Source organism: Lewinella sp. 4G2, assembly GCF_001625015.1.
Taxonomy (GTDB): Bacteria; Bacteroidota; Bacteroidia; order Chitinophagales; family Saprospiraceae; genus Neolewinella.
The window spans coordinates 1,747,052-1,773,576 of the sequence record NZ_LVWJ02000014.1; the positions used below are offsets into that span (position 1 = coordinate 1,747,052).

Here is a 26,525-nt window from a genome sequence, read left to right on the forward strand (position 1 = left end):
CGGGTTAAGCACTATCGTAAGCACCTGGACGGACGTATAGATCATGGAACAGATTGAACTTTGGAGGGCTTTCGTTGAGGCGCAGGACCTAATCGTGAACACTTTGCCTCCCTTCTACTTCAGGGAGGGTACGGTTGAAGAACACCGTCTGGGGCAGTGGAAAGCCGAGGTTGACCTTTCCCGTTACCGGACGGAAGCCAGCGAAGTGATACAAAGCGTTTTTGAGGGTTTGCCCGCCGACCGGATTGATTATAGCCTCGGGGTGATCAGAAAGCCCAAAGCGGTAGAATTCAAAGCGGACGAGTTTGAACGCGTCTTTGAAAAAGCGGACGATAATCAGTTGCATCTCTATCCCGATCCGGCTATCATTTTCTACGTCAAAGCGGAGTATTCCGAGCGTGACGTCTGGAATAGCATTATCGAAGGCAGCAACAGGGCCAAGCCTGACCGGAGAAAGCGGATTGCGTACCTGACTAGGAATGAGATACTGAAAGTCACTACCGGAAACTTTCCGATTGTAATCGATCCTAATTTTGGCGCTGTTTTCAGTAATGTTCACCCGAGTGAAACATACACGTCCGGCGTTCGTGAATTGATGAAGCGGCATCTGATGCATTTTCAGGATGCTTATTTACTAGAGGATACTGCTGTGGCCTACGTCTATAATGAATGGATAGAGGTTGGTGACTTAGACTCGATTATAGCCGATACAGGGATGCTGTGTGATCACATTCTGGTAGCCGTTCGGGTTGAAAATAACGAATACCTGTATGACGGCGGCTTAAAAGACTGGAGGCAGCAGTTGGGCATCTACTGGTTCGGGGAGGATTATTACAATAATGACATCGCTAGATTCAAACAACCCGTTGGTGAATACTTTCGAGTTTACGTAGAACCTAATATCAGTTATGAAGATTTTTGTGCGCTCGTGGGCCAGTTACGGTCTAGCTTCGGTAGCGTCTTTGGGGCGGACGACGTCAAGATTCAGTACCGATACGAGTTTAGCTTGGATCGCAACCGGTGGGAAGAAAGCCTATCGTCAAAGATTACCGGCGCGGACACCTCTATCCAATACAATTCGCAAACAGCCTCTTTTGACTTCACAAGTGACGATGACCTGAGAAGTAAGTGGGAAGCACTGTCGAAAATTGATGATTTGCTCTGGCCCTATCAAATAGACGAGCACTACTTTAAAGTCGGGTATGAATACATCAATCCCTTGGATTTCTTTCGGGAGGAACTAAAGCAGCAATTTCCAGGGCTAAATATTTATTACGCGGAGGATGAGGATAAGTTGACCTGTGCTATTCACTATAAACTGGGCGACGTTCACACGAAAATTCTTGCGACCGAGAAGTTGGCAAACAGTGTTATACCGTACTTCGAAAGGGCTAATTTTGAAATAGATTTTCCTAAGCCAGCGAGCGGTGTTGATTTATACCCTTTTGACTTCCGGCAAAGTGAGATCGAATATGATCTGGAAAGAATGCTGCTGAAGCTCAGACAAAATTCTTTCGGGCTGAAAGATGGCAGAAGGCTAGAAGTCATTGGGGAGGTTGACAGGGTGAAGTTTCCTGTGCTACATTACACTAGCTTGGCGGAGGGTATTCCCGTAGAAGAGATTGTCGCGGTTCCGCTTCATGGTAACTTTAAAGGAGATCAGGACAGACTCAAAAGGCTAAAGGATACGATAGAAAAGATTTACTCTACCTCCAAGAGTGACTGTGCTAATCCCAATATAAAAGCGATCGTTCAGGATAGCTCGGTAGCGGAGGGCCAAGAAAACGTAGAGAACAGCGAAGCTTATCTGAAGCTCAAAGATGAAGTTGAAAACAGTCTGCTCGGTAAAAGGGTAAACGCAAAGCAGCTGGAAGCAGTAACCAAAAGTCTACTAGCAGAGGACATATTCATTATTCAGGGGCCACCCGGGACGGGAAAGTCTACCAGTATTTCGGAGATTGTTTGGCAGCACCTGAAGGATGCAAAAGACTATAGAGTCCTCATTACCTCGGAAACGAATCTTGCCGTTGACAACGCGCTGGATAAACTGAGAAGTCCTTATCACAATTTGATCAAACCCGCAAGGTTCGGGTCAATCGATAAGCTGGACAAAGAAGGTAAGCGCTTTTCAGTTGACCACATAAAAGGATGGGTGAAGAGCAGCCAGGCAGAACCTGATAACGACCGTATGCAAGAGGGTAGGCGAGCACCACACGGGAACATAGTAGAAGACTGGATGAACAGAGTGGCCCGTCAGTCAGGTCACTATAAATACAGCGAACGGTACAGTGAAGCAATAGGAGACTGGCGGCACGTTTTGGAAGCAGACGTTGAGATGCGGCAAATTTTTTTCGACGAGTACCTGGCGGGAGTGAATGTGGTCGGTGCTACGTGTTCTACGATAGGCGAGCGGTCCTCAACCGGAAGTCCGACAAGGTTCTTTCGTGATTACTGTGACATTTATCACCCCAAAAAAGGACCATACAAGCACAGTGGTATAAAATTTGATTTGGCTATCCAGGACGAAGCCAGCAAGGCGTCACCACCGGAGATGGCCATACCGATGGTGTACGCGGTGAAAAACATCATCATCGGCGATCATAGGCAGTTACCGCCAATGGTTGACTCCAATGAGTTTATCGACGACATCACGCTAGCTGCGAAGCGGAGCGAAGACCCTGAAAAAATCAAGCGGGCTAAAAAAATAGTGAGGTTGATCAAGGGGAACAGAAGCCTGTTTGATGAATCACATTTTGAGCGGCTTTACGATAACATTGCACCATCGCTGAGGACTTCACTTGATACTCAGTACCGGATGCACTCTTCCATAAACGAGGTGATCGAGCAGTTCTACGTTACGGACAATGGTTTATCGTGCGGCCTGGACTACGAGGCTTCTAATAGCCCCGACCTTACGAATTCTCAAAGCCGGTTTCACGGGATCGATATTCCGGGCTTTATCTCTCCGGAACATCACATTGTTTGGGTCGATACGAAGTCTCCGGAGCTGAAGGAAAAAACCTCCCGTTATAATGCGGGTGAGGTTAGCGCTGTTGACAGGATCATCGAGCTAATTGGAAATAATGCGCAGTTTGCAGACTTTCAGTCCAACTGGCAGCAGGAAGAGGATAAGCAAATAGGAGTTATTTCCTTCTACGGAGCGCAGTTAAAGCAACTTGAAACTTTGAAAGGTAAGCACGCTGATGTTCCGATGAGGATTTCTACCGTTGATCGATTCCAGGGGATGGAAAGAAATATAATTATTGTTTCGACGGTGAGAAGTGATAAACTAGCGGCGTATGAAGGTCAAGACGTTGCTGACTATATGGACCAACCCAACCTGGGATTTGCCGATTCCCCTAACAGGTTAAACGTAGCCCTGTCGCGGGCGAAGCGCTTGTTGATCGTCGTAGGGAATGCAGATCATTTCATCGCGGAGCATCACGGAGACAAGGTAGAGACCTACGCCAATGTTATAAATTTAATAAAGGCTCCAGAGAATCGTCACAGTTTATTCATCAAGGCTCAAGATTTGGAAGGATTATGAGCAGTCAACTTATTCAATTTAGCCATAGCTGGCCAGTTGTTGTCACTGACTACATAGGGGACATCAGGAAGGTATTTGAAGTGACCGACCTTGACAGCGTAATCTGTAGAATTATTAATGAGACGGTTAATAAGGAGATCGAATTTGATGATTTAGGTCTTGTCTTGGGTTTTGGTATGAAGACCCTAACGAAATTTGATGAGCACATCAAATTTTATAAAGATCCGGCAGAGATAAATATTCTGAACAAAATTCTAGCAAAGTGTACTGAATTCAATCTGATAGAGAGAGTACTTGGGACATCAACTATTAGGATTACTGACTGGGGTATTCACGCACTAGCGCAGAGAGAAAAATTTGAGTTTTGGAAGTGTACGTTGTCATCTTTCAAGCACGCTAGCTTTGAATTAGGGGAGGCAACTGGTCATTTCCCATACTTCGATCTCGGTTTAGAAATAGGCGTAAGGCAAGATGAGAAGTATAAGGAACCGTATGCACTATCAGCGTATGAGAGCAGTTTGACGCAGGCATCTAAGTATGCGCTACTTAACTCTAAGCAAAGAGGCGCTTATATAATAGATGAAGTACCGGACAGTAACTTTCAAGCTAAGAGAGTTGTGTATATCCCAATGGAAGTCTGTTTATACGAAGATCAAACGACGCTGGGGTTTTCTTACGGCGGAAAGAACCTGAAGGAGATTTCTCAATCTATAGGGTTAGAAAGCAATAGTGAGTTGAGATCCTACCTGCAACGGAAAGGCTTGTATACCTATCTACTTACACAAGATAAACTTCTGTCGTCTTCGGATATGGCTCCTTACGTAGCGGATGATTTTTTCAACCCTGTATTTATTGTCAATTCCGGGAAGATAGACTGGTACTCTGAAGGTATTTTCAATTTCTTTGTCGCGGGTACTTTTGCGGACCATACGGTTTGGGTGGCCATCAGTGAAGTTTGTCCCGTACAACTCCTTGTACAGAACGCTCCGCTGCTTCACGGGAATGTTTTCTGGCCTACGCTGACGCAGAGAGGCGAAAGCAAGGATATTCTTAGCAACGTTTTCTTAAATTGGGATCTAGATCTTGTTTTGGAAAAGCTTTCAGAAATAGATCTTTTAGATTTTCTGGATCAAAGGCTTTTAGCCGTACCAAAGGTGAGTAGCGAAGACAAGAATGATGATTATATGAGCCTGTTTCCTGATCATTTTTGGGAGACTGTTACCGAGCAACTCAGTGATGAAAATTTAGAAAAATACCTGTTCCAGTATCCCTTGAGTTTTGTGTGGATCACGACCAATAAGGAGACGCTTTGTAAGCGTGTGCTGTTGGAGGATGTCAAATGGAAAAATGATGTTTTCTCACGGCAATGGAACTGGGTTCACATTTCCAGTAGCTATGATACTGGCTATCTAGCTAAGCATTTCAAACGTTTTGGACCCTATCTGGACGCGAGAAGGCTATTCTTGCAGATAACTAAAGATGAAGAAAGTCTTACCCGCTTTTTGAAGAGTAGACAGACCTCTCTCATAAAAGAAAAACTGGCAGCTATATCATTTAAGCTCTCCTACTTCCATCAAGTAGTGCTAAACGACAGTACGCTTGCCTTACTGGAAGAGAATGAGCTACTAGGTTGGGGGAGCAACGGGGTTGATGGTGTAGAGATTCATCCTGACCTGGTATGGACGGGTACGATTATTGAGAACTACGGTCATCATATCCAGTCAGAAAATGCTTGTGAACTCATTTCATGTCGTTTGAGTAGCATTCAAGTCGCGATCGATAATCCTGATTTGGCCTGGGATTGGGTAGGAATTATTGCTCATTATGACCAGGAGGAGGTAACTGAGAGATGGTCGATAATTCAACAGCATGTAGGTAGCGAGAATCTCGCCACGGCGTACGTAACGCTATCAGAGAAACTAACCTTAGTGGGAGCAGTAGACTTTTGTGACAGAGTCCCAAACGCTGACAAGCATATAGTATGGCACGCTATATGCTCGAGAAGTACGGGGGATCAGATCGAAGCGGCCTACGTTCTAATTAGCGAAAAACGGTCAAGTATTCTAACGGACGAAATCATTAGATTATGTACCCGAAAGGTGAGTCTGAACTATATAGTAGAACATCAAGATTTGTGCTGGGACTGGGCGTCAGTAACTAGGGATAAGATACCTTCTGAAGAAATAGGAAGGTATTTTGAAGTATTGGCACCCTATCTAGATTTGGAATTTATCGTAAAAAATATTTACAATAGAGAGCAACTGAATGATCTAGATTTTCTGAGGAATTTAGCTGAATTTATTGAGGAAAGAGGGGGGCAGACAAAAAATATTTTGTGGAAATTTATTACTGAACAGACTGATCCTGAGACTCTATGGTCTTACATAGATAAGACTTATCAGTCTTCAGTATTTCATTGGGACTGGACTGTCATTTCAGGAAGTCCTGATTTTTTAAGAGGCCATATTGATGATCTGCGTAATGGCCGCAGTCGCTTTTTTATTGACAATTCTAGTTTGATAGATTGGTCCGTTCTTGTAGAGAATAAGTACTTCAAAGGATTTTTAAAAAAAGACAAGCACTTTGACAATCTAACAGATTGGAGTAATCGAGTCTACACAATTTTGAATCCCATTGTGAACTACATTGATTGGACATTACTAAGTGCTAACTTAGATATCACTCGGTACACACCGATAGTAAGGGCGTATCAAAAACACTGGAATTGGGATGTTTTCTCTGAGTACAGTAATATTATTACAAAACGAGAGGGTAGGAACGTCGTTCTCGATTTGGAACGAGTAAATCGATTTAAGCGATTTTTAAATTTTCATGTTATTAGCTCTAGGTCAGGTATTCGGATCAGTCAGGAGCTTGTATTTGAATACGGGCATGAAAACCTGAACTGGGAATTACTTTCAGCTAATTGGTCGTTCAATTTTTCATGGGGCCTTTTCTTTGAAGGAGGGGAACCTGAAAATAATCCAATACGTGATAAATACGGTCAGCTAATAATGGACAAGGGATGGGATTTTAAAGCCATCTCCAGAAGAAAAGATGCCCGGATTACGCCAGACCTAATTCAAAAACTTATTGATAAGGGATGGGACTGGGAGTATTTTTCTTCGCAGAATTTTATTACTAAGGATTTTGTGTTAGAGACGCTGGGAAAAGATTGGAATTGGGTTCTGGTTAGCGAGAATAAAAGTGTATTGTTCGAGAAAGAGTTAATCCGTACTTTGATAAAGAAGGACGTGGACGGAAGCATCAATTGGTACGTGACGTCTTCGAGCGAGCATTTTATGATCTCCATGCAGATTCTATCTCTATTTCCAGAGAAGATTCTTCAGACACTGAACTGGTCGGCATTATCCAAGAGCGAGCACCTTGATACTACGCAGCTCGAAAATGGACTCTTGAGTCGCTTTTCAGAATACTGGGATTGGAAAATTTTAGTCGAGTACGATAATATAGACCTTTCGATAGAAGTTTTGTCTAACTATAACAGGCTCATTCCTTCTGATACTATTTCGGAATTTACTAGGCCGGAAGTTCTCTCAAGCATTGTGCTTGACAGCATAAAGGAAAACATAGACTGGGACATCATTTGTAGAAGAAGTGATCTGGAGTCACTGATGTCAGATTTGGAATTTATATCTCGGAACAAGAGGTATCTGAATTGGGGTATTATAAGTAGACAAATACATGTTGCCTTTACAAAGGAATTACTAAAGACATATTATGATTTATGGGACTGGTCGGCATTGAAAAAAAACCCAAGGATAGTAGAGAATGATGAACTGTTATCATATGTTACCAACTGTATTGAGACTGATAGTAGGCTGCATTTTTTAGACAGAATTGACCAGCAGGATTCTAATTGGTCCGGCTACATATACCACTTTACTAATTTACCGAATGCGATTAAAGTCCTTAACTCGTCTTCAATTTTGAGCAGGGATAATGCTCTAGCAAGACTAGATAATTTTGATGATGCAGCAGGTTTAGTTGTGGGTCGGCGGAATGTCGCTCATGCATACGCCAGGTTTTACTTCAGACCGCAAACGCCGACGCAGTTTTATAATGAAGAACTTGGGCAAGATCAGAGTAGTATCTATGAGAGAACGTACGGAAGTGCTTTGAGACTAGGACTTCCTAAATGTCCTGTCCCCATTTTTTTTAGATTTCGTCTTCAAAAGGTCCTGTTTGACAGTTCTATTGAGTACAAGGTGTCTAACGGAAATATGCAGACAAACTGGGCTAAGCCCTTAAATTTAGAAAAAGCTGTACGTGCTTTCAATTTTGATGAAGTGTACTCAGTTTTTCCTGATTTCAGAAAGTTCGGGAGTTTCGGTGGTTTCGATAGGATAGGTTTCCGCCGAGCTATGAAAAGTTACATTGATAAGTCTCAACAAGAATTTCTTGTGAAAGACAAATTTGAATTTTCGGGGTATCACGATTTTGATATAATAGTCAAGGACGAACATGTAAGGTCTCATTTAGTTGACTTGTTAGAAGATGAAAGGCTTAAAAAAAAGGTGATTGTAGATGACAGGGAATCTAATGTCTTTCATTCTGAAAATAGGACAATAAGGGTGGATAAGGATGGGGACACAGTTAAAGTAAAGACTGACTATGAAAATGATCATAAGATCAAATTGGTCTTTGGTGAGCCATTTAATACTGTAAGTGTCGATGGACACAACGTCAGTATTGCCGGAAAATCAATTGAATTTGAGAGTCACTTGATATTAAAGTTACAGAAAGAGCTAGACTTTAAGGTTGAATTTAAAGATTGCCTCCTTGAAAGATCCTGGGAGGTTTTTCCTTTTAAAGAAACTGCGTAGAATCACTGTCGTCTACTTCAATTTTAAACTACTAAATAGTATATTGGCGAGGTTTTGAGCTGTGGTGAAAAGTTGACGATTGCTTTTTTGTAATTGTCCAAAAGATCTGCTGTTTAGTTGGGATTAAATTTGTCTAAGTGTAAACAATTTCAAAATGAATATTAGGTACATAGAAGGGAATTTGTTTAATAGTGATTGTCAAACGATAGTGAATACAGTTAACTGTGTAGGTGCTATGGGTAAAGGTATTGCGCTAGTTTTTCGATTGCGGTTCCCAAAAATGTATGAAAGATATAGGGTGAAATGTCAACTGAATGAAATTAATATTGGAAAATTATGGCTCTACAGAGATGACGCAAAGTGGGTGTTAAATTTTCCCACAAAGAATCATTGGAGGTACGATAGTAAAATTTCATTTTTGGAAGAAGGGCTCCAAGAATTTTTGAACACTTATCATCAAAATGGAATTACATCAGTAGCATTTCCTTTACTGGGGTCCCATAATGGAGGTCTCGATCCTGAAAGCGTTGAGAGCATAATGGTAGAGTACCTGTCTCAATGTGAAATACCGATAGAAATATATAGGTATAACTCAAATGTGACTGATGGGATGTTTGAAAAACTTAAAGATGCATTTGAGCGATTACCTTATAGTGCTATAAAAGAAGCAACTGCCCTAAGAAGAGATAAGTATCAATTATTAGCATCACTTGTAAGTGATTCAGAAATTAAATCTATGATTTCATTAGTCAATTATAAAGGCTTAGGCTTAGGGACATTGCAAAAGTGCTTCAATTTAATTTCGGAGCAAAACGATGAAGGGCAACTTTCATTATTTACAAAGTGAAAAAAGGATGCATTTTGCCATGATTTACCACTAGTATGCAATAGTTGTAAGTGGTTGTGCTAGAATCAAATGTTACGGTTGTAAATGATACATGGCACCGGAACTAGTTTACAAACACATTTGGAGGGTAGTATATCAAATGTATCCTGCCTTAAAGACCCTGGTAGTTCCTGCGCGTTTTACCGCATCAAAACAAAACTCCCCTCCACCAACTCTTCCCGACCATCATCCAACTCCAGCACGCCGAAGTACGCGTACACCCCAACCGCCGCGATCTCCCCGTTCACCTGGCCATCCCAGGCGACCGCTCCGTCGCGGGCCTCGTAGCGGAGGCCACCCCAGCGGTCGTACACTTTGAAATCGACCACCCGCCGCACGCCCCGGCCGGGGAAGATTTGGTAGCGGTCGTTCCGCCCGTCGCCGTTGGGGCTGAAGGCGGTGGGGAAGTAGGTCGTCACCCGCCGGTCCACCCGCACCGTTACGCTGGCTTCGCTGACGCAACCGGCCGCATCCGTGATTTGGAGGGTATACCGGCCGTCGGTCGTCGGCCGCAGGGTGGGGAAGGGGCAGTCGAGGCAGCTCAGGGCGGGGTCGGGTAGCCAGTTGAAGCTAACGTCCGCGGGGTCAACGGCAGCCGTCCAACGCAGGGTAACACTATCACCCAGCCCGACTACGCCGACTTCGTTGAGCTGCAGCTGCGGATCTAAAGATGGGCTAATCCTAATCTCCGGGCCCGTTGCCGTGCAGCCATTAGCGTCCGTTGCCAGGACGCTGTAATTGCCAGGAGGTAATCCTGGAAATACATCGAATTCCGCTTCCCGCCCGTCGGCTAAGGTGTAAGTGACGGGATCGGTGCCGCCGGAACCAAAGACCTGCAGGTCCGCCACGTCAAATCCGCAACCTCCCTGCACCGCAATTGAATCGATCCGCAAAGAGGACGTGGCACCACTGACGGTGAACGTATCTCTCAATGGGCAACCATCTGCAGGAACCAACTCCACCGTATAAGTCCCGGCCGCCAGGTTGGTGATGGAAAGCCCGGTTTCTGCTAATGGATCTCCCGCCAAAGTGCGCCAGGTGGCAGTGCTGGGTGTTAGGGTCAGCTCCACCGTTGCGGTGCCGGAATTGCCGTCGCAACTTGGGGGCTCCGTTCGTACGAAGTCCGTCACGCCCGCCGCAACGGTGGAAACATTGATGCTTTCCGTAACGGTACCACATTCAGCCACGACTTCTACGTTGATGGTGCCCGCCGCCGTTACGAACAAGCCTGGTGTAGGGCCGGCCGTAGGGTAATTGACGGTCACGCCATCCGGTACGTCCGGGGTAAAGACCAGTACGGGTTCCCCCGCCGTTGGGACATCGCAAATCTCAATGGTGGCCGGAAAAAGATCGGGCACCGTCCCCCCGCCCGTCGGGTCGGGAATGACGGGGGTGACCAGCACATCCGAGAGGGCGCATTCTCCGTTGAACGTGGTGCGTAGCCGGTAGTCACCGGGTTCCGTCGGGGTGAAGCTGGCGTTCGTGGCGCCGATGACGGCCACCCCGTTGCGGTACCACTGGTAGGTATACTGCGCGTCCACCGGGCCGGTGTAGACCAGCCCTCCGTTGCAACCACTGGTGGTGGCCGTCACGCTACCCAGGCTGCCCGCTTCGGCCTCTTCCAGCCGGCTGAGGCGGAAGTCATCCGTGTAGTAATAGATGCCTCCCCCTTCGACGCCGGGGAGGTCCGCAAACGTCAGGTCGAGGGGGCGGCAGATCACGATGGCTTCGTAGGCTACTTCCGCGGTGAAGTCCACCGTGAAGGGAACCCAGCTGTTTGGGCTGCCAGAAACGCGGAAGCGGGTGATCTCTTCCCAGGGGGTGTCGTCGCCAAAACTCTCCGCGACGAAAACGTCGTTACGCTCCTGCAATTCGGCGCAACTGCGTACGCCGTAAATCGCCAGTAGGGGTTCCGGGTAGGAGTAAAGTTGGCTGATGAAGGTATCCGAAGTCAGCGTAGGTATTCCGAACCCCAACTGGCCGGTGTAGCGATAGTCCTCCCCCACGGTCAGAGGGCCGTCCGTCAGGCACGCTGCCATTTGCTCGCCGGCGAGAAAAGAGGCGGGCGGGAAAGCAACCACGTACCCCATTCCAGCGTAGCCCGTTCCGCTGGGGATGGGCAGCGGAAGCGGCGGAAATTCCACGTTGTCGGCGTCGGTAAAACTCAGCAGGTTAAACGCGTCCGTTGTCCCTACATCCGGTTGCAACCACCCGGCCATGCAGGATACCTGGCTGATGTCATCCGGCAAACCGTTGGGGTTGGCCGTCGTGCATTCCGGGTCGCTAGTAGAGTATTCCTCAAAGGAGGGGTTTGGAAGTAAACTTGGCGTTTGGCTTAAGAGGGTGCAGGCGCAGTCCGACACATCATTCAGGTCTACCAATCCGTCTCCGTCGTCATCAATGCCGTTGTCGCAGATCTCCTGCGCGTAAGCCTGAGAGCCAATTAACAGCAGGGAAATAATCACAAGTAGTGCTTTCCGGGCCGCCGGCGTTGCGGGCGGAAAGTTTTCTAAAGTAAGGCTGGGTAGCATGCGTTGGGTAGGTGTAAAGTGTTGGGTAATTAATCCAGAAAGGGCGGCTCTGTATCTAATGCACACCGTTCCGAAATTAGCCCCTACGGTCCTGCGCCAAAAATGTGACCGCAATCAACCTGTTATTTCCCGTATGTCCGCCGGTTGACGCATCCTGGTTGCTCAACAGGGTATTTCCGGCCTTGGGCGCTGCCGCAGGTGCCGGGGAGGTGGGCGAGTACTGGGCGGGTGGGTGTTCGTTGAGCTGAGGAAATCGCTTGATGTTGGTGGTAGTCCCGTTAGTTTAGGGGAATGGTTCGTTGGTGCTTTGGTACTTTGGGGCTGCCGCAGTAACGTGCGGTAGCCCAAAGCACCAAAGCACCAACGAACCAAAAGGCGTTAGCCTTGACTAAGCTAAATCCAAAATCCATGCCTTCCTCCGCCACTCACTACCTAGGCCTAGACGTCGGCACCACCTCCGTAAAAGCCTGCGTTTTTACTGCTTCCGGAGAGCTCGTCGTCGAGATTAACGAGGCCTATCCCTTGTTGCATCCGGAACCCGGCGCGGCGGTGCAGTCCGCCTCCCAATTGCTGAGCACCTGCGGCTGCGCCCTCAAAAAAGCGGTAGCGGAGACGGACGGAGAGATCCTGGGTATCGGCTTGAGCTGCCCCATGCACAGCCTGATCCTGTTTACGGAAGGGGAGGGTTTTGACGACACGGTGTACACCTGGGCGGACAACCGCGGGGTGGCCGTGATCGACCACATCAGCGACGAACTGAAGACCGAACTGCACCGCCTGACGGGCACCCCCGTCCACCCCATGACGCCCCTCGTGACCTTCCGCTGGCTGACGGAATACCATCCCGAAAAAATCGCCGCCGCGACCCACCTGTACGGCCTCAAAGAACTGCTGACGCACGGCTGGATGACCGAGACCGTACTCGACGAACAACTCGCCTCCGCCACCGGATTGTACGACGCCGTGGCCGGGCAGTGGAGCGACCTCGCCCTCCGCACCGCCGCTAACCTGAGCGAAGCAGCTTATAAACAGGATGGATTTCCCCTCCAATTACCCCCCGTTAGACCGGCCAGCTACCAACTCACTTGGAAACCCGAAATCGCCGTGGAACTAGGCGTAGCAGGCATCCCCGTCTTCCTCGGCGGCTCCGATGGCTGCCTGGCGAACCTGGGGAGCGGCGTCGACAAACCGGGAGAAGTCGCGATCACGGTGGGGACGAGCGCCGCCGTCCGCGCCACCCACCAAACTGGCCGCGTGGACCCCGCGCACCGCCTCTTTAATTACCGGATGGACGCGGATAATTTCGCCATTGGTGGCGCCTCCAACAACGGTGGAAAGGTGATCGAATACTGGCAAAATTTACTGAGTGGCCACTTCCCGGACATCCCTTCCTTCGTGAACGCCGCCCTCGCCACCCCGCCCGATCCGGGCCTCCGCTTCACCCCCTACCTCAACGGAGAACGCGCCCCCATCTGGGATGCCGCCGCCGCCGCGGACCTGACCGGCCTCCGCGGCCACCACCAACCCGCCGAGATCGCCCGCGCCGTCGTGGAAGGCGTGACGAATAACATTGTTACCATCCTGCGAGATCTCGAAGCCGCCGTGGGGGAGACCCGCCGCATCCACGCCAGCGGCGGCTTCACGGAGAGTAAAGAATGGGTAGAGCTACTGGCTAAGCTTTCCGGCCGCGAGGTGGTGGTAGCCGAGACGGGGCAGGCGAGTGCGTACGGGGCTGCGTTGGTGGCACGGCGGGCAATTAATTCGCGGCTGGACTAACACTATCGGTTTAGCTCCCGTCCAGTTGGCGTAGACCGCTAAACCAACGTGGGCCTTTCCCACCGGCTGCCTTCCGCTGAAACTTTGCGCGGAGACACCTGACTATACCCCATTCAATCATTTACCATGAGACTATTTTATGTTATTTGCTGTGCCCTGGTGGCACAAACGGGCCTCCTTGCCCAAACGCTTGATGCCTCCAACGCCCCGGTGGTGGGGGATTCCTGGCGAGCGGCTTTCCTGGCTACTAGTTTTGGCCGTGACGTCGTTGGCCTGCCAACGCCGGGCGAGACGAATGCCACTTTCGATTTCCGCTACCTCGGTAACGAGGCCGTACTGGAAGATGGGACCACACTGCTAATGGCCCCGCTGGATAGCCTGGTTTCGATCCGTATTTTTGATGTTCCCACGGCAGCGGATTTCGGTGCCGGCGAAGTAGTTCCAGATTTCCCCGACGGCGCGGTGGGTACGGATGACGGTATCTTCGAGATTGCCTTTCGCAACCTGGATGATGATAACTTCGAAGCTTCCTTCCTGAACACTTTAGAGGATGGCGTTTACGGTATCGGCTTCGGCTGCGTGGAAGATGGGGAGTACTTTGATGCCATCACTTTCCCAGAGGACTCGTTGGTGGTTTTGCCCTTCGGCTTAGAAGTGGGCGACACGCTGCTTCAGGAGTCGCGGGATACCACGGTAGTTGTAGCTGGTGATACCACCTTTGAAACCCGGATCGTTCGTTTCGAGGTTTTGAGCACGGGCACCCTCCGCACGCACGAACAGGATTACGCTAATGCAGTGGCGCTGCGCGTATTCTCCTTCGCCGAAACCCGGGAAAGTTTTGGCTTTTTCAGTACGACGACGGATAACATCAATTTTTACGTGCCGAATAGTTTTGCGCCGCTGGTTTCCCTATTTCTGGATGAGGAGGTCGACGATGACGGGGAATTGGTAGACCCAACCGTACAAATCATCACTTACCTCCCCACCAGCCTTTCCAGTACGGCCGCTGTGGAGCGGGAGCAATTTCAGCTCACAGCTTACCCGAATCCCGTCACCGATGGGGTAACCGTTGAGTTCAATAGCCAACTGGCCGGAGGGGCCACCGTCAATCTGCTTTCCACCGACGGCCGCCTGGTGGCCAGCCGAGAATATGAAGGCCTCGTGGCCGGGGTGACCTCGCTGCGTTTCGACGTCCCCGCCCGCGTGGGTAAAGGTACCTACCTGCTACAAATCGAGCAGGGGGGCATGACTACGGCGCGCACGGTGATAGTGCAGCGGTAAGCTTTTGGCTAAGCTTAAGCTAAAGCCGGTCAGCTCAGAGATACATAATCGTACACTGAGTTGGCCGGCTTTTTTAATGCCCGAAAAATACGGCTGCAACTGCGGCTGCGATGGGCGGGAGGAGGAGTAGACCGTTGACGACTATGGCGTACCAGTCTTCGTCGGTTCTTGAATACGTCATAAAAGCTACTGGAATTCCGATTAAATAAGCTGATGCCATTAGCCAAGCTGGATAGATTAAATGCTCCATTTCAACTAGTGTGTATGCAGTTATCGTTGCGCACGCTAGGAAGAGGAATGGGACAAAAGCTTTTAGCGTTACCGGATAGCTATTGGCGAAAGTCTTCACACCGTGAGAGCGATCTAATTCCACATCCCGTAAGTCAAAAAGTAACGCTACGGCTAAGCAGAAAAGAAACCTGGTCAAACTAATATTTAGTAATACAAGGTCTGGATGTATATCAAATATCCATCCACCACAGGGGCCCACCGATAATATATTAGCAATCAGAAGTGGCAGGTGAACGGTCATGATCGTCCAAGCCGTGGCAACAAACACTACTTTTAAGTAGGGTAAGTCTCGTAACCTTTTCCAACCGGGAATTGGAATGAGGTAAAACGCTGTCAACCCAAATGCTATCGCAAACAGAGGATTTAACGGATCGGTATACCTAAAAATGAGGAGTCCGGAGATAGCTATGGATATGCACCCCAGTAAAAGTGAACTGTTAGGGTGCCTCTTTACTAACTGGTATCTCTTGGTTTCAGGAAGTTTGGGAGATAGCCGAAAGCTTAGAAATCGGTGGAGGGTGTAGACACCGAGAGTAGCAAAAAATAGAGTCAAGAGTGGAGGAAGAATGAATTTTCTTGCGCCTTCCGGCCACCACGGTTGGTAAACATCTGATGACCTGGCTATTGCCAATGTCCAAAAGCTTAACCCTGCCGCCGCCAGCGCAATCCATACGTGGCCGTAAAACAACCATTCTTTGAGGCGGGCGAGTAGTTTCACGAATAAATTGCGGGGTTAATGGTGCGCGTTAGCAAAGAAATGAAGAAGGAAACATCCGGTTGCCCGCCACCACCAGCTTTTACTTACTTTGGCAAAGTTAATGGCTCAGGATGTGCTGGGGGCGACTGTAGACTACAGACTATAGACTACAGACTACAGACTAATAACCCCCGGCCGCTCCAGGAACCTCCCATTGTCGCTGCGCTCGGATGGCAGGCCGCCTGGAGAGCCTAATGACTACAGACTAAAGACTACAGACTAATCATGTCCACATTCTCTTTCCTCCTGGAAGGCTTCCGCAATCTCCGCACCACGGGCACCTTCACCCGCTCCAGCCCCGCGCTCTGCCGGGCGGCTATTGACCGGATCGACTTCCCGGCAGCCAAAGTGATCGTAGAGTTGGGGGCCGGAGATGGCGTCATTACCAAACACATTCTGGAAAGACTGCCCGCCGATGGAAAGGTGATCGCCTTCGAAGTCAGTCCGGATCTGTGCGACGATATGCGGGCCCTCAATGACCCCCGCCTCATTGTCGCCCAGGACAGCGCCGAAAACATCCGCCACTACCTCGACCAGATCGGTGCGGACAAAGCCGACCACATCGTATCCGCCATTCCCTTCGCCGCTTTGCCGGAGGATTTGGGGAAAAGTATCGTCCGCGCGGCAAAAGACACTCTTCGGCCCGGCGGCTGCTACAACCAGGTGCACTACAGCCTGAAGACCAAGAGTTATTACGAAGACGCCTTCGGGGAAGTAGAGACCAAGCGGGTGTGGGCGAATTTGCCGCCGGCTTGGGTGCTTTACTGTATGCGATAGTATCGGTGCTTTGGTGCTTTGGGCTGCCGCGCGTTGGAGGTGCGGCAGCCCAAAGCACTAAAGCACCAAGCCCCCCTTCCCAACTGCAAGCCAACAGAAAAATGCGTTCCCTAGTCCTAATCTGCACCCTATCCTTCCTCTGCACCCGCGCCAGCGCCCAGATCGGCCTTCACCCGCCCGCCGTGGACTGGCAGCAATTAACGACGGACGAGGGCAACGTGATCTACCCCAAAGGATTTGAAGCCCGGGCCCAGCGCGTCGCCAATATCATGGCCGCCATGCGCGCCAAGCAGGCGGGGACGGTGGGAGACCAGCACTATAAATTCGACCTCATCCTCCAGACGCCGAACACGACCATCAACGGCTACGTGGCCCTGGCGCCGTTTCGCTCGGAGTTTTTCCTGACGCCGCCCCAGCAACCCAACCTGTTAAGTAATATGGACTGGGTGGACCTCCTCACCATCCACGAATTTCGCCACGTACAGCAAAACTCCAACGAGCGGCGGGGGCTGACGCGGCTGGCCTCCTACCTCGCCGGGCAACAATCCTGGGCCGGGATTAGCTTTTTTGCCACCCCCAACTGGTATTCCGAAGGCGACGCCGTCGTGATGGAAACCGCCCTCACCGAAGCCGGCCGTGGCAGAACGCCCGCCTTCAGCGCCACCCTGCGCAGCTTGCTCGACGAGGGGATTATGTACAACTACACCCGCAGCCGGAACAACAGCCTGAAACGGAACATCCCCGACCACTACCGCTACGGCTACAACACCATCACCTACGCCCGCCAGGAATTTGGCTACGACATCTGGAAGCGGCCCCTCCACGTCGGGACGGCATGGGCCGGGCTCCTCTATCCCTTCAGCCAGGCCCTAAAACGCGGGACTGGCCTCGGCACCCGCAAAATGTACCGCGCCGCCCTCGAGGATTTGCGCGACCGGCAGGAAGAAGACCTCGCCCAACGCGGAACCATTGTGGGAGGCGAAACCATCAGCCGCCAACGGCGTGCCGTAACCGATTACACTTACCCCATCGTAACTGGAAACGGTAACCTCCTGGCCCTACGCTCTGGCTTCCAGCACATCCCCCAGGTCGTCCGGATCGACCCCGCCACCGGAAAGGAAGAGGTAGTGATGACGATGGGCATCCAACGGGAATCCTTCTTCCACGCCCGTGGCGACCAGATCGTGTGGATGGAGAACCGCAACGACCCGCGCTACACCAACGAGAGTTTTAGCGACGTATTTATCTACAATTATAAACTGGACCGCAAGGCCCGCCTCTCCCGTAACCAGCGCTACTTCGCTCCCTCCCTGAACGCTGACGGGACGCGGATCGTCGCCGTGGAAGAAGACGTTCAGGCCGGAGAGCTGGCCCTGGTCATCCTTTCCGCCGGCAACGGTAGCGTGCTGCAACGGATCAAGGTTGACGCCAATAGCGCCGCATTGCCCCAATTCTCCCCGGACGGCCAGTGGGTCTACTACTACGAAAAGGGATTCGATGGGACGGCCATCGCCGCCATCAACCTCGCCAGCGAAGAATACCAGATCATCAAACCGGCCACCCACGAAGCTCTAGGTAACTTTCACGTGACGGCGACCAACGATATCGTCTACAGCAGTGGTCGCGATGGCGTCGATAATGTGTACGTCCTCAACCCAAGCAACGGGAAGTACCGGCAACTGACCAACGTCCGCATCGGCGCGGAATTTCCTTTCCTTGCCGCCAACGGTGATTTGTATTATTCCGAAGCCCACTCGTCCGGCCGCCAACTCAAGCTGCTGAAGGGGGACGCGGTATCGAAATCGGGCCGATCACCCGTCGGCGTAAACCCGGCGGGCCCCAGTGTTTTCGAACGGCCATATTCGTGGGGGGCGGACGCTTACCCTTTGCTGGATAGCGTTCCCGACCGCACCTATCCCTCCATGGATATCAGCGACAACCTGAGTGGTATTCGCCTGCATTCCTGGAGTATTCTGGCGGACGCCGCCAACCCCGGTTTTGGGATTGAGGCGAGCAATGCCCTCAACACGATTTCGGCAACTGCTATTGCCAGGTACAACTGGAACGAGGAGCGCGTCCAGACCAACGCGGAGGTGAGCTACGGTGGGCTTTTCCCCGTGCTGACAGCTGGTGCGCGCTTCATCGATCGCAATTTCGACGTGTTGGTAGTCACCGATTCCCTAATTGGCACCAGGCGCCGTAGCGTTGATCAATTGGATGGCTACCTCACCGCCTCCGTCCCGCTGAACTGGACGGCCAGCGAATACCTTTTCGCCCTCCGGCCCAGCTTGGGCGTTACCCGCGTAGGCCTTTCCGGCGATTCTCCCGATTCCGATCTGCCGGCCAGTTTTGGCTACACGACCGCGCGGCTGGACCTCAACGCACAGCGCCGCCGCGCCCGCCAGCAAGTCCATACCCGCCTCGGCTTCACGGGCCTGTTGGAGTTACGAAAGACCATCAGTGGCGACGATTTAGGCCAGGCTTTCCGCTTCAATACGCGCCTGTGGTTACCCGGCGTAGCCCGCACCCACGGCGTCCGCCTGGATTTTGATTTCCAGCGTGAAGACGGGCAGAACCCCTACCAATTCCCGGATTTCTTCCGCTACAGCCGCGGCTACAGCGTGGGCGTATCCGACCGGGTCTGGCGCTTCAGCGGCAATTACGAACTGCCCGTCTGGCATCCGGATTTCGGTTTCGCCGGCCTCTACTACCTCCGCCGCGTCCGCCTGAATGCTTTTCTGGATTACGGCAAATACAGCATCACCCGGCTGGATACCCAGACCATGGCCTCCACCGGCGTAGAGTTCTACTTCGATCACATTTTCTTCAACGTAGCCCCCGTCAGCGTAGGCTTCCGTTTCTCCTACCTGTTGGAAGACGACATCTACCGCAACGAAGCGGGTAGTCTGAATTTTGACTTTACGGTGGGGCAGCGGTTTTGAGGGGAGTAAATTCCACGGCCAACCGGACGCTCGCAGGAGCTCACCTCTTGCTGCGCGCGAGTTGACCACGCTACGAGGTCCTAATAGGAGACAACTTTCTCAATTAACTACCGAATCCTAAAGTCCTCGTGGCGTCCGACGCAGGAGGTCCCGCGAGCGTCCGGCTGAAAAAGACGATAGAAGTTAGAATTTAGATTTTAGATGGCGGAGGCCGGACCCTCGCAGGAGCTCACCTCTTGCTGCGCGCGAGCTGACCAAGCTACGAGGTCCTAATAGGAGACAACTTTCTCAATTAACTACCGAATCCTAAGGTCCTCGTGGCGTCCGACGGTAGGAGGTCCCGCGAGCGTCCGGCCTGACCGGTACTATAGACTACAGACTATAGACTATAGACTCAAGACTACAATCCCATCAACAACAAAGTAGGATCCTCCAACAACTGCTTCACCTTCACCAAAAACGTCACCGAGCTCGATCCGTCAATTACCCGGTGGTCGTAGCTCAGGGCGAGGTACATCATGGGGCGGATCTCCACCTTACCGTCGATGGCGACGGGGCGCTGGATGATGTTGTGCATCCCGAGGATGGCACTCTGCGGGCGGTTGATGATCGGGGTGGAAAGCATGGAGCCGAACACGCCACCGTTGGTGATCGTGAACGTTCCGCCGCTCATCTCCTCGATGCTCAGCTTGTTATTCCGGGCGCGGCCGGCGAGGTCCTTTAGCTTGGATTCGATCTCCGAGAAGTGGAGCGATTCGATGTTCGCGATCGGCGGCACGACGAGGCCCGTCGGGGTGCTCACCGCGAAGCTGATGTCCACGTAATCGTGGTAGATCAGGCTCTTGCCGTCTTCGCCGATGTGGGCGTTTACGTCCGGCATCTCCATGAGCGCCTGGGCGCAGGCCTTGGCGAAAATGGACATGAAGCCCAGCTTCACGCCGTACTTCTCCACGAATTTCTCCTGTACTTTTTTGCGCAGCGCCATCACTTCGCTGAGGTCCACCTCATTAAAGGTCGTCAGCATCGCCGTTTCATTCTTGGCTTCCACGAGGCGGCTGGCGATCGTGCGGCGCATGCGGCTCATCTTTTCCGTCCGGGTTTCCCGGCTAAACGAGCTACTACCAGCGGAGGGCGCGGCTACTTTTCCAGTTCCCGTCGCTTTTGCAGCTGCGGGCGCTGCCGCAGGTGCGGGGGAAGATGGAGCGGGGGCAGCGGCGGCCTTCTGGGCGTCCTCCTTAGTGATGCGGCCATCCCGGCCAGTCCCGTTGACGGAAGCAGCGTCGACGCCGGCCTCCCGGAGGATCTTGCCCGCGGCGGGGCTGGGCGTACCGGAGGCATAAGTGGCTTCCTTGGCGGAAGCGGCTGGTGCAGGGGCGGATTCCTTAGCGGGGGCCGGGGCGTCCGTCTTCTTATCCTCAGCTTTGGGGGCGGCGCCACCACCGGTATCGGACGTGTCGATCTTGGCCACCAGGGCACCGATCTCCAAATCATCCCCTTCCGCGGCGACGTGCACGATCCGGCCGGCGGCTTCGGCGGGGAATTCCAGCGTAGCCTTATCGGATTCAAATTCACAGATGGGCTCGTCCAACTCCACGTACTCCCCGTCGGCCTTCAGCCATTCAGAAAGGGTTACTTCAGTGACGGATTCCCCAATAACGGGAACTTTCATTTCGACGATGCTCATGCTGGATAGTGTTCGGTTGGTTGGTAAGTTGGCTCTCTAACGCGGCGTAGCGCAGGAGGTTGGCAAAGGTACACCTTCACGCCAATTTGTTACCCCGCGTTTCCACGGCGTTCACAGGTTTTAGGGCATCGAATATTCAGGTTTCGCAGGAGTAGGGGAGGTTGGGGAGGAGGAGAGGCCTCCGGCGGTTTCAGACAAATTGTTCCGGAGGGACAAGCTGGTTAGCCTGGGGTCAAGGAGGCCAACGGCCGAACGACCCCAGGTTTTCGTTTGTCCCCAGGTTTTCGTTTTGCCCCGGAGGGGTACACCTCGTAGCCCGGGGTTAACGGCGTAGCCGTCTCGCCCCGGGTTTTCGTTCCATCCCCGGTTTTCGTTCTATCCCCGGGTTTGGGATTTCGTAATCAGGTTTCGCAGGATTAGGGGAGGTTGGGGAGGAGGAGAGGCCTCCGGCGGTTTCAGACAAATTGTCCCGGAGGGACAAGCTGGTTAGCCTGGGGTCAAGGAGGCCAACGGCCGAACGACCCCAGGTTTTCGTTTGTCCCCAGGTTTTCGTTTTGCCCCGGAGGGGTACACCTCGTAGCCCGGGGTTAACGGCGTAGCCGTCTCGCCCCGGGTTTTCGTTCCATCCCCGGTTTTCGTTCCATCCCCGGTTTTCGTTCCATCCCCGGGTTTGGGATTTCGTAATCAGGTTTCGCAGGAGTAGGGGAGGTTGGGGAGGAGGAGAGGCGATTGTCACTTCCAAGGCCCTACCCGACTAAGCTACTACCCAACTACAATACTACCCAACTAAAAAACCACCACCCGCCGAGTCTCCCCACCAGCCCTAAGCAAATAAACCCCCGTAGCTCGCTCCCGTAGATCCAACGTACCCCCGTCAGGAAGTAAGGTGCCAGATTCTAAAAGTTGGCCGGTCGCCGTCATCAGTTGGTAGGGGACGGTCGTCTCCACCTCGCCGAAGCGGTAATTGAACAAACCATTAGAGGGGTTCGGGAATACCGCCAGGGAAGCGGCGGCGCCTTCGCCGTAGCGGGCGGCTTCGATGGGGCTGTAGCTGATCGTCCCGTCGAAGTCCACCTGCCGGAGGCGGTAGAGGTAGTCCGTATTGGGCAGGGCGGTCTCATCGCGGAAGGCGTACTCCCGGCCGGCGGCGACAAAACCGATTGCTTGCCACTCCTCCCCGGCACCCGCGGCAGCGCCCCGTCGTTCGATGTAAAAGCCTTCGTTGTCCACTTCATCTTCAGTAGCCCAGGCTAACTCGATGGCCTTCGTCGTGCCCCGGGCGGTAAACTCGAGGAAGGTGACCGGCAGGGCCGAAGCGCGGCAGATCTTGAGTTGGAAGCTGTTCAGATTGCCGGCCGGGGAGCTCCCCACGCCTCCATCGCTGAAGAAGTTATCCGTCACGGTCAGGCGCCAGGTGCCGCTGGCTTCGGTACCGTCGAACAGGGAGAGGGCGTTGCGGGGGCGGTAGAAGAGACCGTTGGTGCGCCCGGCGCGGGAGCAGTCGATGTTGACCGACGCGGCCTCATCGTCAAAACTGAGGTCGAAGCCATTGCGCGAGCCACAATCCCGATCGAAGAGAATCAGGGAATCACCGGATGGCGCTTCGAGCAGGACCGTAAGGTTACTCGCCGTTTGGTTCGTAACGCTGAGGCGGAAGACGTCCACGTCAGCAATCTCACCGGCGGCGGAGGCGGGGACGAAGATCGTCTTGGTCGCATCGTACTGGCCCTGGGTAGCGAAGATCGGCACCTGGGTATTGTCGGAAGCAATGATGTCACAGGAGTTCGTGCGGAAACTGGACGTGGACCACGCCGAAGTGCCACACTCGCTGCCCTCGCGGATGCGCCAGTAATACTGGGTCTCGCCGTCCAGGTAAGCGGGCGGAGAGAAACGGGGCTCGGTGAGGTTGGACACGTCGTACACCAAATCCATAAATTCAGGATCGGTGGCCAACTGCACCTGGAAGGTGACCCCGTTCTCACTCGAAGCAGTAAGTGCCGGGCGGATATCCGCGAAACCACCCACTGGGCTGATCAGGTCGGGCCCCGCGCCGCCATCACCACTAGTGCGGGTGACGCTGAGCGGAATCGTAATGGTGCCGTCCGCACTCGTGCCGGTAAGCGTAAAGTCAGTCTGGCCCAGGGGCAACAGGTCGGCGTTGTTGAGCAGCAGCTCCATCCGGCCACCGGGGCGGCTGGGGTTGACGGAGTAGCTCGGCGTAACGTCCGCCGGCAAACCGGTAATGGACCAAGTGATAGGCGCCTCCGCTCCCCCCGCCGAAGAGGTGAGGATGGAGTAGGGGGCGAAATCCCGCAGTAAAAAACAGTCGGCGTAATCCGGATTGGAGATGGCTGCTCCGTCAATCGCTGCGGCGGTAGTGGCACTGACGATCGTGAAATCTTGGGGGCTGACGTTGAAGAAAACATTATCCGCGCTGCGTACCATGATCCGCGCCTGACTGGAGAGGCCGGCGGGGATGGTGACTTCTTCAATTCCGTCGTTGGCCGTAGCGACGGCCAGCGCATCGAAGGTGACGCCACCATCTTTGGAGAGCAGAATATCCATCTCCTGGGAGTTGAAGGGTGCGGCGTCCGTGCCGGCAATGTCCCACTGCACCTGGGCCACCTGACCCTCACTGAGTTGGTTGCCATCGGCCGGGTCGGTGATCACGAAGGGATCGGTGGAAGCATCTACGGTGAGGCGGACGTCGTCCTCCGAAGCACAACCGTAACTGGCGTTGTAGTTGATGACGGTGCCGCGGAAGTTGAGCGTGCGGTCCACCTCGGGCAGCACCTCCCACTCCTGGTCCTCACCCGCAATGGTGGCGGAGAGCACGGGGAAGAAGCGCTCCGGGCTATCCGAAGGGTTGAAGCCCCGGAAGAGGGGGCCGCGCTCGTTGGTGGAGGCCGGCGGCATTTCCTCGGCGGGGTCCGAGTCATTCTGCTCCCAATTGTAGGAAAGGGTGCCGTCGCCGGTAGCGTCGGCCTTCAGTACGAAGGGCGTGCCGGCGGGGATGGTCTCGTCCGTCTGCGGCGTCACGCTGGCGTTGCTGAGGGTAGTATTGATGATGGTACCACAACCGGCGCCGCCACCCAACTCGGAGAAGGTAGTCATCTGCTCGATGCTGCGGCCATGGAAGAAGTCGTCGCTGTTATCCTGGACGTTGGGTGAGCAGATACCGGCGTAACCCATGATGGAGTGGCCGGAACCCGGCTCGGTACTGCCCGACTCATCCCGGTTACAGGCGTTGTTCTGGGTGTGGCGGCCGTTGAAGTTGTGGCCCATTTCGTGGGCGACGTAATCGATGTCGAAAATGTCCGCCTCCGGCGTTTCGTGGGAGGAAGCGCCCTGGGCCCGGCTGTTGACGGAGCAAGGAGCCTCGAATTGGCCAATACCATTATTTGGCCCCTGGGTAATGGAATGGCCGTAGTCGTAGTTGTCTAAACCAATGATATCAGTCGTGAAGCTGGTGTTCTCGTTGAACATGGTGCCCACGTCGTTACTGGAGAAGGGAGCGCTACCTGACCCGTAGCCATAGAGTTGGTCGTTGTCCGCCACCAACTGGAAACGCACGGAGATCTCTCGGCTGTACACTTGGTTCACGCGGTTAACGGTGGTCACGACTGCGGACTGTACCAAGCCGGATTGCGCCGCGGAACTCGCCCCGTGGTAGGTGCTGTAGCTGCTCGTGGCCGTCATCGTGAAGCGGTACTCGCGGAGTTCGCAACCGCCTACCTTTTCTACGGTGTGATCGTGGTCTTCGTTAAGCCCGCTCGGAGCCTGGTCGGCCGTGGTCTGGCAGGTCCATTGCTCGATCTGGTCGGCGTTGAAGTCTTTTTTACGGTAAGCCTGGTAGTGGTCGGTATCCCCCCGGAATACGGGATCGATGAATACCGTCTCGTGCCCGCCACCCTTGATGGAAGCGTGGAATCCGCGCTCGGTCCAGTCCAGGAAAATACCGTGGGTAGGGTCCGCTTCGTCTACGCCGTAGAAGGTGCGGATGTTGGGGTAACGCGCCATCCCGGCTGGCTCGGAGATGTTGTAGCTGACGATCCGGAAGTTGGCCGTCCGCCCGTCGGGCAAACGCAGGCCGAGAATGGTCTCACTACCCTCGGCGGCCACCTTGCGCTCGTGGGGCGCGGTAAAGAGGAAGTCCTTAAGGGCCTGTCCGTCCACCGAAAAGGTCGTTGCCCGCGCGGGGTTGATCCGGCGGTCACCGTCGATGGCGGAAACGTCCGCATCCAGCCACTGGCCGGGTTGAAAAAGCTGGCGCTGAGCGTGGCCCGCGGTACAGACAAGACAAAGCAGTAATAGGGTAGAGAGATAGCGCATGGGTGAAGTGATTGTAGGTGTAAGCTCCTGTCAACAGTACCATTCCGAGTGCAAACGGAAACGCAACGTTACCAGAAGAATGAAAGAGCGAATTAGGTTGGGGCCGGTAAATGCCGGACGTACTACAATAAAGTAAAGGGACGCTGCCCAAAGAACGCGCCGTGAGGCATATGTCCGTTTCGGGACAAAAAACTATTGCCGGACTTCCGGTAGCGCATCCAACACCGCCGGGTCGTAGGTGAAGCTGTTTTCCGGTACGAGGCCTTTGATCCCGTCGAAGTGGCGGTAGATAAAGTCAAAATCCTCACGAATGTTGCCGGTAGGGTGGAAGGGCTTGGAAAACTCCAGCTTCCGGTTGCCAAAATCCCAGCGGGTAAGCACGATGGGCACCCCCGCTTCCAGGGCGATGAAGTAGAAACCAGTTTTGAATCGCTCCACTTTAGACCGCGTGCCCTCAATCGCAATGCACAGTCGGAATACCTTCTCCCGCTTAAAGATCTCGGCGACGGATTGCACAAAATTCGTCCGCCGGCTCCGCACCACCGGTACACCTCCGAGGTAGCGAAGAATTGACCCCATTGGCCACTTAAACAGGCTCTCCTTGCCCACCCAGTGGATGTCGACTCCCAAGACGGGCCGCGAATAAATGCCGTAAGGGAAGTCCCGGTTCGAGGTGTGGGGCGCCACGGCGACGATGCAGTGGTCCGGCCAGTCGCCATTATTGTGGTCAACCACCTCCATATTATTGAGGCGCAACATCATCTTAGCAATCCAACGGGGCAGCATGGTTAGGCAGTTAGTTCTTAAAGCAGTACTTCGCTTTAATCGGAACACTTTCCTGCTCCCCTCTCCTGTGGAGAGGGGCTGGGGGAGA

General features: G+C 52.9%; 12 protein-coding genes. 7 read left to right on the forward strand and 5 right to left on the reverse strand.

What is annotated here, in order from left to right; translation table 11 throughout:
* The first annotated feature begins 43 nt into the window (after positions 1 to 43).
* From A3850_RS07915 to A3850_RS07925, 3 genes are all read left to right on the forward strand, one after another.
* Complete coding sequence (locus A3850_RS07915) at positions 44 to 3,547, forward strand: DEAD/DEAH box helicase (RefSeq protein WP_068215359.1); 3,504 nt, start codon at positions 44 to 46, stop codon at positions 3,545 to 3,547.
* Positions 3,544 to 8,394, forward strand: coding sequence for a DarT ssDNA thymidine ADP-ribosyltransferase family protein (locus A3850_RS07920; RefSeq protein WP_068215361.1), 4,851 nt, complete (start codon positions 3,544 to 3,546; stop codon positions 8,392 to 8,394). The genes A3850_RS07915 and A3850_RS07920 overlap by 4 nt, the downstream gene beginning before the upstream one ends.
* 154 nt (positions 8,395 to 8,548) lie before the next feature.
* The gene (locus A3850_RS07925; protein ID WP_068215363.1) at positions 8,549 to 9,241 is read left to right on the forward strand and encodes a macro domain-containing protein; all 693 of its coding nucleotides are present in this window, start codon (positions 8,549 to 8,551) and stop codon (positions 9,239 to 9,241) included.
* 179 nt (positions 9,242 to 9,420) lie between these two features.
* Here the strand turns inward: A3850_RS07925 and A3850_RS07930 are convergent, their stop codons facing one another.
* Entirely contained in the window at positions 9,421 to 11,811 is a 2,391-nt protein-coding gene (locus A3850_RS07930; protein WP_068215365.1) for a gliding motility-associated C-terminal domain-containing protein, read from the reverse strand.
* 408 nt (positions 11,812 to 12,219) lie between these two features.
* Between A3850_RS07930 and A3850_RS07935 the strand changes: the two genes are divergently transcribed.
* Positions 12,220 to 13,587, forward strand: a complete 1,368-nt coding sequence (locus A3850_RS07935; protein WP_068215367.1) for a gluconokinase — start codon at positions 12,220 to 12,222, stop codon at positions 13,585 to 13,587.
* A gap of 126 nt (positions 13,588 to 13,713) precedes the next feature.
* On the forward strand, positions 13,714 to 14,868 hold the full coding sequence (locus tag A3850_RS07940; RefSeq protein ID WP_082921692.1) for a T9SS type A sorting domain-containing protein: 1,155 nt from the start codon (positions 13,714 to 13,716) through the stop codon (positions 14,866 to 14,868).
* Between the two features lie 73 nt (positions 14,869 to 14,941).
* Here the strand turns inward: A3850_RS07940 and A3850_RS07945 are convergent, their stop codons facing one another.
* Complete coding sequence (locus A3850_RS07945) at positions 14,942 to 15,877, reverse strand: hypothetical protein (RefSeq protein WP_068215372.1); 936 nt, start codon at positions 15,875 to 15,877, stop codon at positions 14,942 to 14,944.
* A gap of 264 nt (positions 15,878 to 16,141) precedes the next feature.
* Here A3850_RS07945 and A3850_RS07950 point away from each other — a divergent pair, with 264 nt between their 5' ends.
* Complete coding sequence (locus tag A3850_RS07950; protein ID WP_068215374.1) at positions 16,142 to 16,693, forward strand: class I SAM-dependent methyltransferase; 552 nt, start codon at positions 16,142 to 16,144, stop codon at positions 16,691 to 16,693.
* A gap of 101 nt (positions 16,694 to 16,794) precedes the next feature.
* Positions 16,795 to 19,635, forward strand: a complete 2,841-nt coding sequence (locus A3850_RS07955; protein ID WP_068215377.1) for a hypothetical protein — start codon at positions 16,795 to 16,797, stop codon at positions 19,633 to 19,635.
* Between the two features lie 400 nt (positions 19,636 to 20,035).
* On the opposite strand, the gene odhB is transcribed toward A3850_RS07955, so the two are convergent.
* From odhB to A3850_RS07970, 3 genes are all read right to left on the reverse strand, one after another.
* Positions 20,036 to 21,319 (reverse strand): 2-oxoglutarate dehydrogenase complex dihydrolipoyllysine-residue succinyltransferase, encoded by a 1,284-nt coding sequence (gene odhB / locus A3850_RS07960; RefSeq protein WP_068215379.1) that lies wholly within the window; start codon positions 21,317 to 21,319, stop codon positions 20,036 to 20,038.
* A 786-nt stretch (positions 21,320 to 22,105) separates the two neighbouring features.
* Positions 22,106 to 25,651 (reverse strand): reprolysin-like metallopeptidase, encoded by a 3,546-nt coding sequence (locus tag A3850_RS07965; RefSeq protein WP_068215381.1) that lies wholly within the window; start codon positions 25,649 to 25,651, stop codon positions 22,106 to 22,108.
* Positions 25,652 to 25,843: 192 nt separating this feature from the next.
* Positions 25,844 to 26,437 carry a 1-acyl-sn-glycerol-3-phosphate acyltransferase gene (locus tag A3850_RS07970; RefSeq protein ID WP_197494012.1) on the reverse strand — a complete coding sequence of 198 codons (594 nt, stop codon included), beginning with the start codon at positions 26,435 to 26,437 and terminating at the stop codon, positions 25,844 to 25,846.
* Between the last annotated feature and the right edge of the window lie 88 nt (positions 26,438 to 26,525).

Bases quoted from the DNA above. Each gene is read 5' to 3' on its own strand.
- A3850_RS07915 (WP_068215359.1), top strand. From the start codon at position 44: ATGGAACAGATTGAACTTTGGAGGGCTTTCGTTGAGGCGCAGGACCTA.
- A3850_RS07920 (WP_068215361.1), top strand. From the start codon at position 3,544: ATGAGCAGTCAACTTATTCAATTTAGCCATAGCTGGCCAGTTGTTGTC.
- A3850_RS07925 (WP_068215363.1), top strand. From the start codon at position 8,549: ATGAATATTAGGTACATAGAAGGGAATTTGTTTAATAGTGATTGTCAA.
- A3850_RS07930 (WP_068215365.1), bottom strand. From the start codon at position 11,811: ATGCTACCCAGCCTTACTTTAGAAAACTTTCCGCCCGCAACGCCGGCG.
- A3850_RS07935 (WP_068215367.1), top strand. From the start codon at position 12,220: ATGCCTTCCTCCGCCACTCACTACCTAGGCCTAGACGTCGGCACCACC.
- A3850_RS07940 (WP_082921692.1), top strand. From the start codon at position 13,714: ATGAGACTATTTTATGTTATTTGCTGTGCCCTGGTGGCACAAACGGGC.
- A3850_RS07950 (WP_068215374.1), top strand. From the start codon at position 16,142: ATGTCCACATTCTCTTTCCTCCTGGAAGGCTTCCGCAATCTCCGCACC.
- A3850_RS07955 (WP_068215377.1), top strand. From the start codon at position 16,795: ATGCGTTCCCTAGTCCTAATCTGCACCCTATCCTTCCTCTGCACCCGC.
- odhB (WP_068215379.1), bottom strand. From the start codon at position 21,319: ATGAGCATCGTCGAAATGAAAGTTCCCGTTATTGGGGAATCCGTCACT.
- A3850_RS07965 (WP_068215381.1), bottom strand. From the start codon at position 25,651: ATGCGCTATCTCTCTACCCTATTACTGCTTTGTCTTGTCTGTACCGCG.
- A3850_RS07970 (WP_197494012.1), bottom strand. From the start codon at position 26,437: ATGCTGCCCCGTTGGATTGCTAAGATGATGTTGCGCCTCAATAATATG.